Genomic DNA, 14,309 nt, shown 5'->3' with positions numbered 1-14,309 from the left:
ATCCACTATGCGTTCGCGTATTTGGCAAGGAAGCAGTGTCGTCGTGTTGTCATGGCTGTTGCTTGCTTGCGCTTCCAGCAAGACCGCCGCCCCCGTCCAGGGACTGGGCAATGACGGTCTTGTTTCCACCATTCCGGCGCGCCAGATGGCAGCCCAGCCCACCATTCAGGGCAACAGCTACACGGTGAAGAAAGGGGATACGCTCTACTCCATCGCCTTCAACTCGGGCAATGACGTGCCCTCGCTGGCCAGCCTCAATGGCATCAGTCCCCCCTACAACATCTATCCGGGTCAGCAGATCCGGCTCGACGCCTCCGGCAGCACCATGGCGGTGGCACGCAGCGCGGGCACCTATCAGGTTCGACCCGGTGATACCCTGAGCAGCATTGGTCGCCAGTTCGGCATGTCGAATCAGACCCTGGCCCAGAACAACAATCTGAGAGCCCCCTTTGCCCTTCAGGTGGGACAGGTGCTGAACGTGCAGTCCTCCGGGGCGAGCAGTGGTCAGATGGTGGCGGCGACTTCGCCGGTGACCGCTCCGGTGATCAGCCAGAGCAGTGGTCCCAAACCCCTGGCGCCGGCGACGTCAGGTACGACCACTCCGTTCATCAAACAAAAAACCGTTGCTCAGCCATCTTCAAAAGAATACGCTCAGGCAAAAGAACAAAAAAACGACAACAAGCCTCAGTCGAGACTTTCTTGGCACTGGCCGACCAAAGGCCGGATCGTCGAGGGTTTCTCTGTTGCAGAACAGGGGAACAAGGGCATAGATATCGCCGGCCAGAAGGGGCAACCCATCTACGCGGCGAGCGGCGGCAAGGTCGTCTATGCGGGTAGCGCACTAAGGGGTTATGGCAAGCTGATCATCCTCAAGCACGATGATGACTACCTTTCAGCCTACGCTCACAACGATGAGCTGCGGGTCAAGGAAGGGGATTCTGTGCAGGGCGGATCTGTCATTGCCAACATGGGTAGCACGGACGCGCCGGATGTGCGATTGCACTTTGAAATCCGGTACAGAGGCAAGTCGATCAACCCGATGAGCCATTTGCCAAAGCGTTAGACCCAGAGAGTTAAGTCTTACTCTGGTGCAGGTCAGGGAGACACGCCATGAGCCAAGAACAACTGGTAATGCAGGATGCAGAGTTAGAGTTCGACGAAGAGCTGGAGAGTCAGGAAGAAGAAGAGATACAGGAAGTTGCGGCCGAGGCCGAAGAGACGATTTCCGATGAGCTGATGGCACCTGAACTGAACAAGGTGATGGATGCCACCCAGCTCTATCTCGGGGAGATTGGCTTCTCCCCCTTGCTCACGGCTGAAGAGGAAGTCTATTATGCTCGCCGTGCCTTGCGGGGTGACAAAGCCGCCCGCAAGCGCATGATCGAGTCCAACCTGCGGCTGGTGGTCAAGATCGCCCGTCGTTACAACAACCGCGGCCTGGTGCTGCTGGATCTCATCGAAGAGGGCAACCTCGGTCTCATCCGCGCGGTCGAAAAATTCGATCCGGAGCGCGGCTTCCGCTTCTCCACCTATGCCACCTGGTGGATCCGCCAGACCATAGAGCGGGCCATCATGAACCAGACCCGTACCATTCGTCTGCCCATTCATGTGGTCAAGGAGTTAAACGTTTACCTGCGCACCGCGCGCGAACTCTCTCATCGCCTCGATCATGAACCGACCGCCGAGGACATTGCCCAGGCGCTCGATCGCTCGGTGGATGATGTGAACCGCATGCTCAAGCTCAACGAGAAGATCACCTCGGTCGATACCCCGATTGGTGGCGATCGCGACAAGGCGCTGCTGGATGTGCTCTCTGACGAGCGCGGCATGGGCCCGGAGCTGGAGTCCCAGGATGACGACATGCGCGCCAGCATAGTGCACTGGCTGGAAGAACTGAATCCCAAGCAGCGTGAGGTGCTGGCCCGTCGCTTCGGTCTGCTCGGCTATGAGCCGGCGACCCTGGAGGACGTGGGGGCCGAGATTGGCCTGACCCGGGAGCGGGTGCGCCAGATCCAGGTGGAGGGGCTGCGCCGTCTGCGGGAGATCCTGCTGGGGCAGGGGCTCTCCATCGAGGCGCTGTTTCGTACCAACTAGTGGTTGCAAAGAGTCTTGGCTGGTTGCCAGGCAAAACAAAAAGGGGCCCATGGCCCCTTTTTCATGTCGACTGGATCCACAGGATCAAACCGGATCCAGCGTATCCAGCGGCCAGCGCGGCACGGCCTTCACGGCCAGCGGCTCGAACACGCCCGCTTTCAGGCGCTGCATGCCGGCATAGGCGATCATGGCGCCGTTGTCGGTGCAATATTCGGTGCGTGGGTAGAAGACTTCCCCCTTGAGGCTCTCCATCAGCTCGGCCAGCTGGGCGCGCAGGTGACGGTTGGCGCTGACGCCGCCGGCGACCACCAGGCGATTGAGACCGGTCTCCTTCAGGGCGCGGCGACACTTGATGGCCAGCGTATCGACCACCGCATCCTCAAACGCCCGGGCGATGTCGGCACGGGTCTGCTCGTCGTCGCCATTGGCGGCGATGGTGTTGGCGGCAAAGGTCTTGAGGCCGGAGAAGCTCATGTCGAGCCCGGGGCGGTCGGTCATGGGACGTGGGAAGGTGAAGCGGTCCTTGAGGCCTTTCTCAGCCAAGCGGGAGAGCAGAGGACCACCAGGATAGTCCAGACCCATCAGCTTGGCGGTCTTGTCAAACGCCTCGCCTGCCGCATCGTCTATGGATTCCCCGAGCAGCTGGTAGCTGCCGATGCCATCGACCCGCACCAGCATGGAGTGGCCGCCAGAGACCAAGAGCGCCACAAAGGGGAACTCGGGGGCCTTCTCTTCCAGCATGGGCGCCAGCAGGTGGCCTTCCATGTGGTGCACGGCGATGGCCGGCTTGTTCCATGCCATGGCCAGTGAGCGGCCAATGGTGGCCCCCACCAGAATGGCGCCAACCAGACCCGGGCCCGCGGTATAGGCGATGCCGTCGATGTCATCCTTGCCCAGTCCGGCCTCTTGCAACGCCGCCTGGATCAAGGGGATCGTCTTGCGCACATGGTCCCGGCTGGCCAGCTCGGGAACGACGCCGCCGTAGTCCGCATGCAGCTTGACCTGGCTGTATAACTGGTGGGAAAGGATCCCTTTTTGATCGTCGAAGATCGCGATCCCGGTTTCGTCACAGGATGTCTCTATGCCCAATACACGCATTGCTAAAAAATTTCACTGCTAAAATGAGACGGCTATGGTAACCTTCGCGGGTTTTTTAAACCAGAGCGATCTCTGCGGGTTTACTTTCATTCCCTGTCCAGAGTATAATTTCGCACCATTTTAAGACATGCTGATCGATTGAAGGTCAGCTAACAATTTATCACTGAGGTGAAAGGCACATGCCAGTAATCAAAGTCCGTGAAAATGAGCCGTTTGACGTTGCTCTGCGTCGCTTCAAGCGTTCTTGCGAAAAAGCCGGTATCCTGTCCGAAGTTCGTAGCCGTGAGTTCTACGAGAAGCCGACTACCATTCGCAAGCGTGCCAAAGCGTCCGCCGTTAAGCGTCACGCCAAGAAGCTGTCCCGCGAAAACGCACGTCGTATCCGCCTGTACTAATCAAGGGATCATGCCGTGTCTCTGAAGGATCAACTCAAGGATCAGCAAAAGCTCGCCATGCTTGCCAAAGACAAGCAGCGGTTGGGCGCGATCCGTCTGTTGATGGCTGAAATCAAGCAGCGTGAAGTTGACACCCGTGTCGAGCTCGATGATCAGGATATCCTCGCTGTGGTGACCAAGATGGTCAAACAGCGCCGTGATTCCATCAGTCAATTCGAGGCTGCCGGTCGCCAGGATCTCGCCGACAAAGAGTCCGCCGAGATCGTTGTGTTGCAGGAATTCCTGCCGCAACAGCTGACCGCAGCCGAGATTGCCGCACTGATTGAGCAAGCCATCGCTGAAAGTGGTGCTGCCGTCATGGCTGACATGGGCAAAGTCATGGCTGTCTTGAAGCCGAAAATTCAGGGGCGTGCCGATGTCGGCGCCGTCAGTGCGCAGGTGAAAACTCGCTTGGCGTAACAGGCAACTCTCTTGTTTGGTCAAAGAAGCCGTGCTTCCCTGGGAATGCGCGGCTTTTTTATTTTCTACGCAATGAAACAGGACGGTTATGGCAGGCAGGATCCCACAATCCTTTATCGATGATCTGCTGGTACGCACAGACATTGTCGAGTTGATCGACTCCCGTGTGCGACTGAAGAAAGCCGGTAAGAACTACCAGGCTTGCTGCCCTTTTCATAACGAAAAAAGCCCCTCGTTTACCGTCAGTCAGGAGAAGCAGTTCTATCACTGTTTCGGCTGCGGTGCCCACGGCAATGCCATCGGCTTTGTGATGGAGTACGACGGGCTCGAGTTTCCCGATGCCATCGAAGAGCTGGCCAGCCTGCATGGCATGCAGGTCCCCCGTGAGCAAACGGCGGGGGGAGCCAGCAATAGCCAACCGGCCGTCAGCAAGGATCTGTTCGAGCTGATGAACCAGATTGCGCGCTTCTACGAGAGCAATCTCAAGAACGCGCCGCAGGCGGTGGAGTATCTGAAAGGCAGAGGCCTGACTGGCGAGGTGGTCAAGCGCTTCAACATCGGGTATGCCCCCGGAGACTGGGATCAGGTGCGTCGCCGCTTTGGATCCAGCCGGGAACACGAGCAGTTGCTCATCTCGGGCGGCATGCTGATCCCGCGTGACAGCGGCCCGGGCAGCTATGACCGCTTCCGCGATCGCATCATGTTCCCTATCCGCGACAAGCGCGGCCGGGTCATCGGCTTCGGTGGCCGGGTGTTGGGGGATGGCACGCCCAAGTATCTTAACTCTCCCGAAACGCCCATCTTCCACAAGGGACGGGAGCTGTTCGGTCTCTACGAAGTCAAGCAGGCGCACAAGGATCCGCGTCGGATCCTGGTGGTGGAGGGCTATATGGATGTGGTGGCGCTCGGCCAGTACGACATCGATTATGCGGTGGCGGCGCTGGGAACCGCGACCACCAGCGACCATATCCATACCCTGTTTCGCACCACGGCCGAGGTGGTCTGCTGTTACGACGGCGACAATGCCGGCCGTGAGGCGGCCTGGCGGGCATTGGATAACGCGCTGTCCCATCTGCAGGATGGCCGTGAGCTCAAGTTCGTCTTTCTGCCGGACGGCGAGGATCCCGATTCCCTGGTGCGCCAGATCGGCAAGGAGGGGTTCGAAGCGCTGCTCGACCAGGCTCAGCCGTTTGCCGACTTCATGTTCGAACGTCTCGGGCGCGATGCGGCCCTCTCGGGTGAGGCGGGCAAGTTCGAAGTGGCCAACAAGGCCGCCGAGCTGATCCGCCGGGTGCCGGAAGGCTTTACCCGCGAGGGGTTGATTACCCGCCTCTCCAGCATGATGCGCTGGGGCGAAAACAAGCAGCGGATCGCCGAACTGTTTGCCCGCAACAGCCAGCCGAAGGCTGAGGTGAGCAAGCCCAAGGCGGCCAAGTTGACACCACTGCGCCGGGCGTTGGCCCTGATGGTGCAATATCCGGCGATCACCGCCGAACTGCCGGCCATGCCTGAGCTGGCTGGGCTTCGTCTGCAGGGGATCCAGTTTCTGCTGCAACTGCATCAGCAGATCCTGACTCAACCTGGGGTGACAACGGGTATCCTGCTGGAACACTGGCGCGGTACCAAAGAGGGAGAGATCCTGGCCCAGCTGGCGATGCACGATCTGTTTGAAGAGGTAAAGCTCGACCAGGAGCCCGATATTCTGGGAGAATTGCAGGATACTTTCGTCGGTTTCATCAACCTGTTCCTGAAGCAGCGCATCGAGGAATTGCAGGCCAAGGTGGCGCAGGAAGGGCTAAGCTCTGAGGAAACTCAGGAGCTGATGATGCTGATCAGAGAGGTGCAGATTGAGAAAAGAAATGAGAGTGGGGCTTGATATTTGAGTGATTAACCCCAATATGAATACCGTTGCCCGAATGGACGGGATTAAAAGCAAACATTTTATAACCGCCTGGCCCCGACAATACTGCGGGCAGGGGTTTCTCATGACCGACGCCGCAACCAGACATAGCATGTCTGGCGGTTTTCTATTAGAATTGGCTATTTGCGCAGCAGCGCACTGTACGCGCAACCTAGCAACACCAACCGGATGAGTTCTATGGAGCAAACCCCGCAGTCTCAGCTTAAACTCCTCGTTGCCAAAGGTAAAGAACAGGGCTACCTGACCTATGCCGAGGTGAACGATCACCTCCCGCAAGACATTGTCGACTCTGACCAGATCGAAGACATCATCCAGATGATCAACGACATGGGTATCCAGGTGGTGGAAAACGCCCCGGATGCCGATGATCTTATCATGGCTGAAGGTGGTACCGCCGATGAGGACGCTGCCGAAGCAGCGGCCCAGGCTCTGGCATCTGTTGAATCCGAGATTGGTCGCACGACCGATCCCGTCCGCATGTACATGCGGGAAATGGGTACCGTCGAACTGCTGACCCGCGAAGGCGAAATCGATATCGCCAAGCGGATCGAAGACGGTATCAACCAGGTACAAAGCTCCGTCGCCGAGTACCCGGAAGCGATTACCTATCTGCTTGAACAATATGACAAGTATGAAGCCGAACAGCTGCGCCTGTCCGACATCATCTCCGGCTTCATCGATCCCAACGAGACCGACGACGTCGCACCGACCGCCACTCACATCGGCTCCGAGCTCAGCGAGGAAGATCTGGCTGACGAGGATGAAGATGAAGACGAAGACGAAGATGGTGATGGTGATGACTCCGACGATGATGGCGACGGTGGTCCGGATCCGGAAGTTGCTCGCGAGAAGTTCGGTGAGCTGCGCGCCCAGTACGAGGTAACCCGCCTCTCCATTCAGCAGAATGGCCGCGCGCACGAAGATACCCAGAATGCCATCGCCCAGCTGGCCGACGTGTTCCGTCAATTCCGCCTGATGCCCAAGCAGTTCGATCGCCTGGTCAACAACATGCGCGAGATGATGGAGCGGGTTCGCGTGCAGGAGCGCATCATCATGAAACTCTGCGTTGAGCAGGCCAAGATGCCGAAGAAGACCTTCGTCGCGGCCTTCACCAACAACGAGTGCGAAACTGCCTGGTTCGAATACCAGAAGCAGGCTGGCAAGGCATGGTCTCCCCGTCTGGTGGAGATGGACGAAGACGTGCTGCGCGCCATCGGCAAGCTGCAGCAGATCGAGGAAGAGACCGGTCTGTCCATCGCCCAGATCAAGGACATCAACCGTCGCATGAGCATCGGTGAGGCCAAGGCCCGCCGCGCCAAGAAAGAGATGGTTGAGGCCAACCTGCGTCTGGTTATCTCCATTGCCAAGAAGTACACCAACCGTGGTCTGCAGTTCCTGGATCTGATCCAGGAAGGCAACATCGGTCTGATGAAGGCGGTCGACAAGTTCGAATACCGTCGTGGCTACAAGTTCTCGACCTACGCCACCTGGTGGATCCGTCAGGCCATTACCCGCTCCATCGCGGATCAGGCCCGTACCATCCGTATCCCGGTGCACATGATCGAGACCATCAACAAGCTCAACCGTATCTCCCGTCAGATGCTGCAGGAGATGGGGCGCGAACCGAACCCGGAAGAGCTGGCCATGCGCATGGGCATGCCGGAAGACAAGATCCGCAAGGTATTGAAAATCGCCAAAGAGCCCATCTCCATGGAGACGCCTATCGGTGATGATGAAGACTCCCACTTGGGCGACTTCATCGAAGATACCACCCTGGCCCTGCCAGCCGATGCGGCCACCAGCGAGAGCCTGCGCAACGCGACCCGCGAAGTGCTGGCCGGTCTGACCGCTCGTGAGGCCAAGGTACTGCGCATGCGTTTCGGTATCGACATGAACACTGACCACACCCTCGAGGAAGTGGGCAAGCAGTTCGACGTGACCCGTGAGCGTATCCGTCAGATCGAAGCCAAGGCACTGCGCAAGCTGCGCCATCCGAGCCGCTCCGAAGTGCTGCGCAGCTTCCTGGACGAATAATCCCGGACGTTCCAACCCGGAACAGCAGCCCAAAAGCCCCGCCATGCGGGGCTTTGTTTTATCCGTGGCGATGGGGCGCTGACGATGAACCACGGAACCGCTTGAATATGGATGAAATCTCGCCAAGTGGTTGATATGCCTATGGACTGGCTAACGGACATCCCCTATAATCCACGCCGCAAAAGCACATTTCGGCCCCTTAGCTCAGTTGGTTAGAGCAGTCGACTCATAATCGATTGGTCGCCCGTTCAAGTCGGGCAGGGGCCACCAAATTTCCTAAAAAGGCAGCTCATCATGAGTGGCCTTTTTGCTTGCTGGCGTTTCGCCTCAAACTGGGTCAGGAGCCCTGATCCTGCTGGATGGGGGCCTGCTCGGGGGCGCTTGGGCGTCGCCGAGCGGGCAACATGCGCCTTACCAGATTGCTGCGCTGGCGCCAGGAGGTGAGCAGGATGGCCAGCAGGTGCAGCGCTATCATCCCCTGCAGGGCCCAGGTGCACCAGACGTGCCAGTCGTCAGCCCCCAGTTCGAACCCCATCTCGGTATTCTGGAACCAGCCGGTGCCGGCGGTGGCCAGGATCAGCAGCCAGAGCGTCCATACCGCCAGCTTGCCGCTGCCGTGGTGGCCGGGAGCCGGTGGCGTGCGCTCGCGCAGCTCCACCGCTTGCTGGCGAAAATCTTCCCGGCTTGGGATGAGGGCTCGCAACCGGGCATGACCCCTGGCAAACGAGAGCCCCCACGCCAGGCGCAGGCTGATCAGGGCGATGGCCAGGTAACCCAGCCGCTCGTGCCACTCCTCGCCCGCCTCGTTGAGCCAGAGGTTGCCGATACAGATGGCCGCCACACCCCAGTGGGTGAGGCGGACCAGACTATCCCAGTGGAAGGGATCAGCCTTTTTGCTTGGCATATTTGTGGTACTCCTTCTTCAGGTCGTTGACCTTGGCCAGGTGCTCGCGCGCCTTGGCTTCGTCACCCGCCTTGAGGGCTGCCAGGCTGGCATCCAGTTCGGTCTGCACTTCGTTCATGCCTTCCAGGAACTTCTCTTTCTTGGCGGCCGGCATGTTCTTCTGCTTGGCGATGTCGAACTGTGCCTTCATTTCGTTGATGTACTTCTCCATGGTGGCAGCATCCTCGGCCTTGACCGCCTGCTTGTAGTTGAAGCCGATCTTCTTCATCGGCTGCTCCAGCTCACCGGCCATGGCGGGCAGGGTCATCAGGCCAAACATCAGGGGCAGCAACAGGGGGCGAACAGTTTTCAACATGGGATTTCCTTATTTAGACGACATGCTTATCGATTCTATGTGGCTTCTTATGAACCCTTATCTGGATTCATCACAGGCATGATGCCATGACAGTACGTGAACTGTTTGTGAATATTGCTGTTTTTTGTCACAAAGGGTAACAGGGAGAGGGGAGATGCAAGGAGGATGTTGAGTCGATCGAACCATGCCATATGATCCATGCTGCCAGGCTGGCCGAGGGCAAGCTAAAGAGAGGGCCCTTGCGGGCCCTGTTCATTACTGCTGCTGTTCACGCTCGATGGCGCGCCAGCCGATGTCGTTGCGGTAGAAGACGCCGTCCCATTTGATGCGCCCGGCCAGCTGATAGGCCCGCTGCTGCGCCTCGGCGACCGTGTGGCCGAGGGCCGTGGCGCACAGTACGCGCCCCCCGGCGGTGACCACGGTGTCGCCTTCCATGCGGGAGCCGGCGTGGAATACCTTCTCGCCGCTCGCCTCTTCCACCGGTAGGCCGCTGATGGGCTTGCCCTGCTGGTAGTCGCCGGGATAACCGCCGGCGGCCAGCACCACGCCGATGGCGACGCGGGTGTCATAGATGGCCTCGACCTGATCCAGCTTGCCGGCACAGGCCGCCAGGCAGAGCTCCACCAGATCGGAGCGCATGCGCAGCATGATGGGCTGGGTCTCGGGATCGCCGAAGCGGCAGTTGAACTCGATCACCTTGGGATTGCCCTGGCCATCGATCATCAGACCGGCGTAGAGGAAGCCGGTGTAGACGTTGCCTTCGGCCGCCATGCCGCGCACCGTCGGCATGATCACCCGCTCCATCACCTTGCGATGCACCTCGTCGGTGACCACGGGGGCCGGGGAGTAAGCCCCCATGCCGCCGGTGTTGAGGCCGGTATCGCCATCGCCCACCCGCTTGTGATCCTGACTGGTGGCCATCGGCAGCACGTGCTCGCCGTCCACCATGACGATGAAGCTCGCCTCTTCCCCCTCGAGGAACTCCTCGATCACCACCCGGGCCCCGGCGTCACCAAAGGCGTTGCCGGAGAGCATGTCGCGTACCGCCTCTTCCGCCTCGCTCAGGGTCATGGCAACGATGACCCCCTTGCCGGCGGCCAGGCCGTCAGCCTTGATGACGATGGGCGCGCCCTTCTCGCGCAGGTAGGCCAGTGCCGGCTCCACCTCGGTGAAGTTCTGGTACTCGGCGGTCGGGATGGCGTGACGGGCCAGAAAGTCCTTGGCAAAGGCCTTGGAGCCTTCCAGCTGGGCGGCGGCGGCGGTCGGGCCGAAGATGGCCAGCCCCTCGGCGCGGAACGCATCGACCACCCCTTTCACCAGTGGTGCTTCCGGTCCGACGATGGTCAGACCGATGCGCTGCTCCTTGGCAAACGCCAGCAGGGCCGGGATGTCGGTCGCCGAGATGGCCACGTTCTCGATGCTTCCTTCGTGGGCGGTGCCGGCATTGCCGGGGGCGACGAAGACCCGGGTCACCAGAGGGGATTGCTTGGCCTTCCAGGCCAGGGCGTGTTCACGGCCGCCGTTGCCAATGATCAGTACTTTCATCGTATCGCTCGCTTCTATTCGTGGTCACGGGCGGGCCAGGGGCCTTCGCCGGTGAAAATAGCCAGGTGAAAAGAGACAACAAAAGGGCCGCCGCCAGCGGCCCTGATCCATCAGTGACGGAAGTGGCGCATGTTGGTGAACAGCATGCACATGCCGTGTTCGTCGGCGGCGTCGATCACCTCCTGATCGCGCATCGAGCCACCGGGCTGGATGACGCAGGAGATGCCGGCGGCGGCTGCGGCGTCGATGCCATCGCGGAACGGGAAGAAGGCGTCGGAGGCCATGACGGAGCCCGCCACGGTCAGCCCTTCATCCTCGGCCTTGATGCCGGCAATCTTGGCCGAGTAGACGCGGCTCATCTGGCCGGCGCCCACACCGATGGTCTGGCCGTCTTTGGCGTAGACGATGGCGTTGGATTTGACGAACTTGGCCACTTTCCAGCAGAACAGCAGGTCGTTCAGTTCGGCCTCGGTGGGCTGACGCTTGCTGACCACCTTCAAATCCCCGAGCGTCACCATGCCAAGGTCGCGCTCCTGCACCAGCAGGCCGCCGTTGACGCGCTTGAAGTCAAAGCCTTGTGCCGGCGCGGTCCATTGGCCACACTCGAGCAGCCGCACGTTCTGCTTGGCGGCGACCACGTCGCGGGCAGCCTGGCTGACGGTGGGGGCGATGATCACCTCGACGAACTGACGCTCGACGATGGCCTTGGCGGTGGCGCCATCCAGTTCACGGTTGAAGGCGATGATGCCACCAAAGGCGGAGGTGGGGTCGGTCTGCCAGGCACGCTCGTAGGCCGCCAGCAGGTCGCTGCCGATGGCGACGCCGCACGGGTTGGCGTGCTTGACGATGACGCAGGCCGGCTGGTCGAACTCTTTGACGCACTCCAGCGCCGCGTCGGTGTCGGCGATGTTGTTGTAGGAGAGGGCCTTGCCCTGCAGCTGGATGGCGCTTGCCACCGAGCCCGGTGCGGCCTGCTCCTCGGCATAGAAGGCGGCGGCCTGGTGGCTGTTCTCGCCGTAGCGCATGTCCTGCTTCTTGATGAACTGGCTGTTGAAGGTGCGCGGGAAGCGGGACTCCTCGTCACTTTCCTTGTTGTCACCGTAAGAGGGAACCAGGGTGCCGAAGTAGTTGGCGATCATGCCGTCGTAGGCGGCGGTGTGTTCGAAGGCGGCAATGGCCAGATCGAAGCGGGTGGCCAGTTTCAGGCTGTTGCCGTTGCCATCCATCTCGCGGATGACGCGGTCATAGTCGGCAGCCTTGACCACGATGGCCACATCTTTGTGGTTCTTGGCAGCGGAGCGAACCATGGTCGGCCCGCCGATGTCGATGTTCTCGACCGCATCGGCCAGGGTGCAATCGGGCTTGGCGACGGTGGCGGCGAAGGGATAGAGGTTGACCACGACCATGTCGATGGGGGAGATGTGGTGCTGAGCCATGATGGCGTCGTCTTGCTCGCGACGGCCGAGAATGCCGCCGTGGACCTTGGGATGCAGGGTCTTGACCCGGCCATCCATCATCTCGGGGAATCCGGTGTAGTCGGAGACCTCGGTCACCGGCAGACCCGCCTCGGCCAGCAGCTTGGCGGTACCACCGGTGGAGAGCAGGGCCACGCCGCGCTCGTTGAGTGCCTTGGCAAATTCCACGATGCCAGTCTTGTCAGACACACTCAGCAGTGCACGGCGAATGGGTCGAGCTTGTTCCATCACACTATCGTCCTCAGCATAACGGGGACCGTTCCATGGGAGGCGAGGCTCAACACAGAGAGTCCCCAAATAAATGGAAGTGGGGGATTTCGCAAACCGCTCTCGCCTGAAACCTGCCGCCAGGCAAAAGCGTTTTAGGAAATACCCGCTTGACGCGTCGCTCTCTTGTGGGCGCGTATTCTACACAAAAAATGTGACCCGTGGTGGATTTTTTAAAGTGACAAAGCCTTGTCTGGTGCGGTGTTAAACGTTTTCTGGTGGTTTTTTGTGAAACGTTTGTCTTTTCAGTGTTTTGATGGCAAAAGGGTGGCCGCCTCCTCTTTCCCGCTGCCGACTGGCAATCGCCGGGTAAAGGGGCGATAGTGGGGGCCGGTTGTAGCTGTGTGGCAAATTCAACGGGAGAAAAGGCATGTATCGGATCGGGGAGCTGGCCAAGGCGTGCGGGGTGAAGGCGGATACCCTGCGTTTTTACGAGAAGAATGGTCTCATCTCGCCAGGCATTCGCAACGAGTCCGGCTATCGCCTCTATGGCGAGCAGGACAAGCGGCGGCTGGAGTTCATCATCCGCGCCAAGTCGGTGGGGTTCTCGCTGGCCGACATCGGCGAACTGCTGGATCTCGATACCAACAAGGCCAAGGTCACCTGCCAGGAGGTGAAGGCGGTGGCCGACACCAAGCTCGAACAGGTGGAGCAGAAGATCGTCGAGCTGACCCGTTTTCGCGACAACCTGCGGGAGCTCTCCAACATCTGCTGCGGCGGCCCGCGCTCGGCGGAGCACTGCGCCATCCTCGAGACCCTGGAATCCGGCGCTCCCTCCCGCCACGAGCACCATGACCATGAGCACTGAGCTGCGCCGGCCCCGGGTATCCGCCTTTCTCGCCCTCTCCCTCGACGGCTTCATTGCCGGGGAGGGGGGCGATCTGGCCTGGCTTGAACCCTACAACGGCGACTCCCAGGAAGAGACCGGCTACGGCGCGCTGATGGCGAGTACTGATACCCTGCTGATGGGGCGCAACACCTATGACATTGTGAGCGCCTTTCCCGAATGGTTCTATGGTGACAAGCCGGTGGTGGTATTGACCCACAGACCCGCCGCTCTCCGTGAGCATGTCTCCTTTCGGCAGGGGGCGCTGGCGCAGGTGCTGGACGAGCTGTGGCAGGTGGGCAGCCGCCACCTCTATCTGGATGGCGGTGAGGTGGTTAGGCAGGGGCTGCAGGCCGCGCTGGTGGACGAGCTGATCCTGTTCTGGGTGCCGGTCACCCTGGGGCGTGGGGTGCCGCTCTTTGCAGGATCGCTGCCCGGCGCGCTGGTACCGGTGTCGAGCACCGTGCTGCCGAGCGGGCTGGTGCGGGTCGTTTATCAACCGGCCTGAGGATCCCGCCAGCACTCTTGCAGGCGGGCCGAGAGAGGCGCACAATCGGCGCGTTTTTCGCCGCCTGCCCCGATTCTGTGGGGGCAGGGGCGCTGGGCAAACACGACAATCCCATCAAGGAGCCGATATGGCTAAGAAGAAGGTGACCCGGGTCACCACCGAGCCCGCCTGCGAACATCTGCGCGGCATCATTCAGGACAACCACCTCAAGGCACTGGTGACCTCCCCCCTGTTCCAGGCCCGGGTCGAACCGAGCAAGAAGGGCAAGGGCAGTTATCAGCGCAAGGCCAAGCACGGCAAGCGGTGGGAGCCCGGCCAACAGCAGATGGTAAGCGTCTGCTGCTGAGCGGGTTCCTGCTTTGGCACCTGTCCACGATCTTGCTGCGAGGCCGTGATCAAGGCTCATGTGCTGCTCGCAATCCTCATGT

Annotated in this window: 14 protein-coding genes and 1 tRNA gene; 10 read left to right on the top strand and 5 right to left on the bottom strand. The window is 60.4% G+C overall.

Annotation, left to right across the window (positions count from 1 at the left end; all coding sequences use genetic code 11):
* Nucleotides 1-7: 7 nt before the first annotated feature.
* Nucleotides 8-1,063, top strand: a complete 1,056-nt coding sequence (locus tag I6L38_RS15070) for a peptidoglycan DD-metalloendopeptidase family protein (protein ID WP_043170409.1) — start codon at nucleotides 8-10, stop codon at nucleotides 1,061-1,063.
* Between the two features lie 47 nt (nucleotides 1,064-1,110).
* Nucleotides 1,111-2,094, top strand: coding sequence for an RNA polymerase sigma factor RpoS (gene rpoS / locus I6L38_RS15065; protein WP_005309444.1), 984 nt, complete (start codon nucleotides 1,111-1,113; stop codon nucleotides 2,092-2,094).
* A gap of 84 nt (nucleotides 2,095-2,178) precedes the next feature.
* Here rpoS and tsaD read toward each other — a convergent pair whose 3' ends face one another.
* The gene (gene tsaD, locus I6L38_RS15060) at nucleotides 2,179-3,192 is read right to left on the bottom strand and encodes a tRNA (adenosine(37)-N6)-threonylcarbamoyltransferase complex transferase subunit TsaD (RefSeq protein ID WP_043170407.1); all 1,014 of its coding nucleotides are present in this window, start codon (nucleotides 3,190-3,192) and stop codon (nucleotides 2,179-2,181) included.
* A 179-nt stretch (nucleotides 3,193-3,371) separates the two neighbouring features.
* Between tsaD and rpsU the strand changes: the two genes are divergently transcribed.
* The 5 genes from rpsU (at nucleotide 3,372) to I6L38_RS15035 (ending at nucleotide 8,271) form a co-directional block, all read left to right on the top strand.
* The gene (gene rpsU, locus I6L38_RS15055) at nucleotides 3,372-3,587 is read left to right on the top strand and encodes a 30S ribosomal protein S21 (protein ID WP_005309452.1); all 216 of its coding nucleotides are present in this window, start codon (nucleotides 3,372-3,374) and stop codon (nucleotides 3,585-3,587) included.
* A 15-nt stretch (nucleotides 3,588-3,602) separates the two neighbouring features.
* Nucleotides 3,603-4,046, top strand: coding sequence for a GatB/YqeY domain-containing protein (locus I6L38_RS15050; RefSeq protein ID WP_017764737.1), 444 nt, complete (start codon nucleotides 3,603-3,605; stop codon nucleotides 4,044-4,046).
* Between the two features lie 88 nt (nucleotides 4,047-4,134).
* Nucleotides 4,135-5,922 carry a DNA primase gene (gene dnaG, locus I6L38_RS15045; protein WP_017764736.1) on the top strand — a complete coding sequence of 596 codons (1,788 nt, stop codon included), beginning with the start codon at nucleotides 4,135-4,137 and terminating at the stop codon, nucleotides 5,920-5,922.
* Between the two features lie 183 nt (nucleotides 5,923-6,105).
* Nucleotides 6,106-8,001 (top strand): RNA polymerase sigma factor RpoD, encoded by a 1,896-nt coding sequence (gene rpoD, locus I6L38_RS15040; protein ID WP_264082799.1) that lies wholly within the window; start codon nucleotides 6,106-6,108, stop codon nucleotides 7,999-8,001.
* Between the two features lie 193 nt (nucleotides 8,002-8,194).
* Nucleotides 8,195-8,271 (top strand) — tRNA-Ile (locus I6L38_RS15035).
* Nucleotides 8,272-8,338: 67 nt separating this feature from the next.
* On the opposite strand, the gene I6L38_RS15030 is transcribed toward I6L38_RS15035, so the two are convergent.
* The 4 genes from I6L38_RS15030 to purH all read right to left on the bottom strand — a co-directional run bounded on the left by I6L38_RS15030 (nucleotide 8,339) and on the right by purH (nucleotide 12,508).
* Nucleotides 8,339-8,905, bottom strand: coding sequence for a cytochrome b/b6 domain-containing protein (locus I6L38_RS15030; protein ID WP_201885134.1), 567 nt, complete (start codon nucleotides 8,903-8,905; stop codon nucleotides 8,339-8,341).
* Nucleotides 8,886-9,260: a cytochrome b562 gene (locus I6L38_RS15025; RefSeq protein ID WP_005309462.1), complete on the bottom strand. Its 375-nt coding sequence runs from the start codon at nucleotides 9,258-9,260 to the stop codon at nucleotides 8,886-8,888. The genes I6L38_RS15030 and I6L38_RS15025 overlap by 20 nt, the downstream gene beginning before the upstream one ends.
* A 255-nt stretch (nucleotides 9,261-9,515) precedes the next feature.
* A complete protein-coding gene (purD, locus tag I6L38_RS15020; RefSeq protein ID WP_024941404.1) occupies nucleotides 9,516-10,805 on the bottom strand; it encodes a phosphoribosylamine--glycine ligase in 1,290 nt (429 codons plus the stop codon).
* A gap of 110 nt (nucleotides 10,806-10,915) precedes the next feature.
* A complete protein-coding gene (gene purH, locus I6L38_RS15015; RefSeq protein WP_201885135.1) occupies nucleotides 10,916-12,508 on the bottom strand; it encodes a bifunctional phosphoribosylaminoimidazolecarboxamide formyltransferase/IMP cyclohydrolase in 1,593 nt (530 codons plus the stop codon).
* A gap of 409 nt (nucleotides 12,509-12,917) precedes the next feature.
* Between purH and zntR the strand changes: the two genes are divergently transcribed.
* The 3 genes from zntR to I6L38_RS15000 all read left to right on the top strand — a co-directional run bounded on the left by zntR (nucleotide 12,918) and on the right by I6L38_RS15000 (nucleotide 14,227).
* On the top strand, nucleotides 12,918-13,355 hold the full coding sequence (gene zntR, locus I6L38_RS15010; RefSeq protein ID WP_005309469.1) for a Zn(2+)-responsive transcriptional regulator: 438 nt from the start codon (nucleotides 12,918-12,920) through the stop codon (nucleotides 13,353-13,355).
* Nucleotides 13,345-13,881 carry a dihydrofolate reductase family protein gene (locus I6L38_RS15005; RefSeq protein ID WP_201881448.1) on the top strand — a complete coding sequence of 179 codons (537 nt, stop codon included), beginning with the start codon at nucleotides 13,345-13,347 and terminating at the stop codon, nucleotides 13,879-13,881. The genes zntR and I6L38_RS15005 overlap by 11 nt, the downstream gene beginning before the upstream one ends.
* A gap of 127 nt (nucleotides 13,882-14,008) precedes the next feature.
* Complete coding sequence (locus tag I6L38_RS15000; RefSeq protein ID WP_043125097.1) at nucleotides 14,009-14,227, top strand: alternative ribosome-rescue factor A; 219 nt, start codon at nucleotides 14,009-14,011, stop codon at nucleotides 14,225-14,227.
* Nucleotides 14,228-14,309: the final 82 nt, after the last annotated feature.

This window comes from Aeromonas sp. FDAARGOS 1408, assembly GCF_019048665.1.
In the GTDB taxonomy this organism is placed as follows: Bacteria; Pseudomonadota; Gammaproteobacteria; order Enterobacterales; family Aeromonadaceae; genus Aeromonas; species Aeromonas dhakensis.
This window is presented reverse-complemented; position numbering and strand designations above follow the sequence as displayed.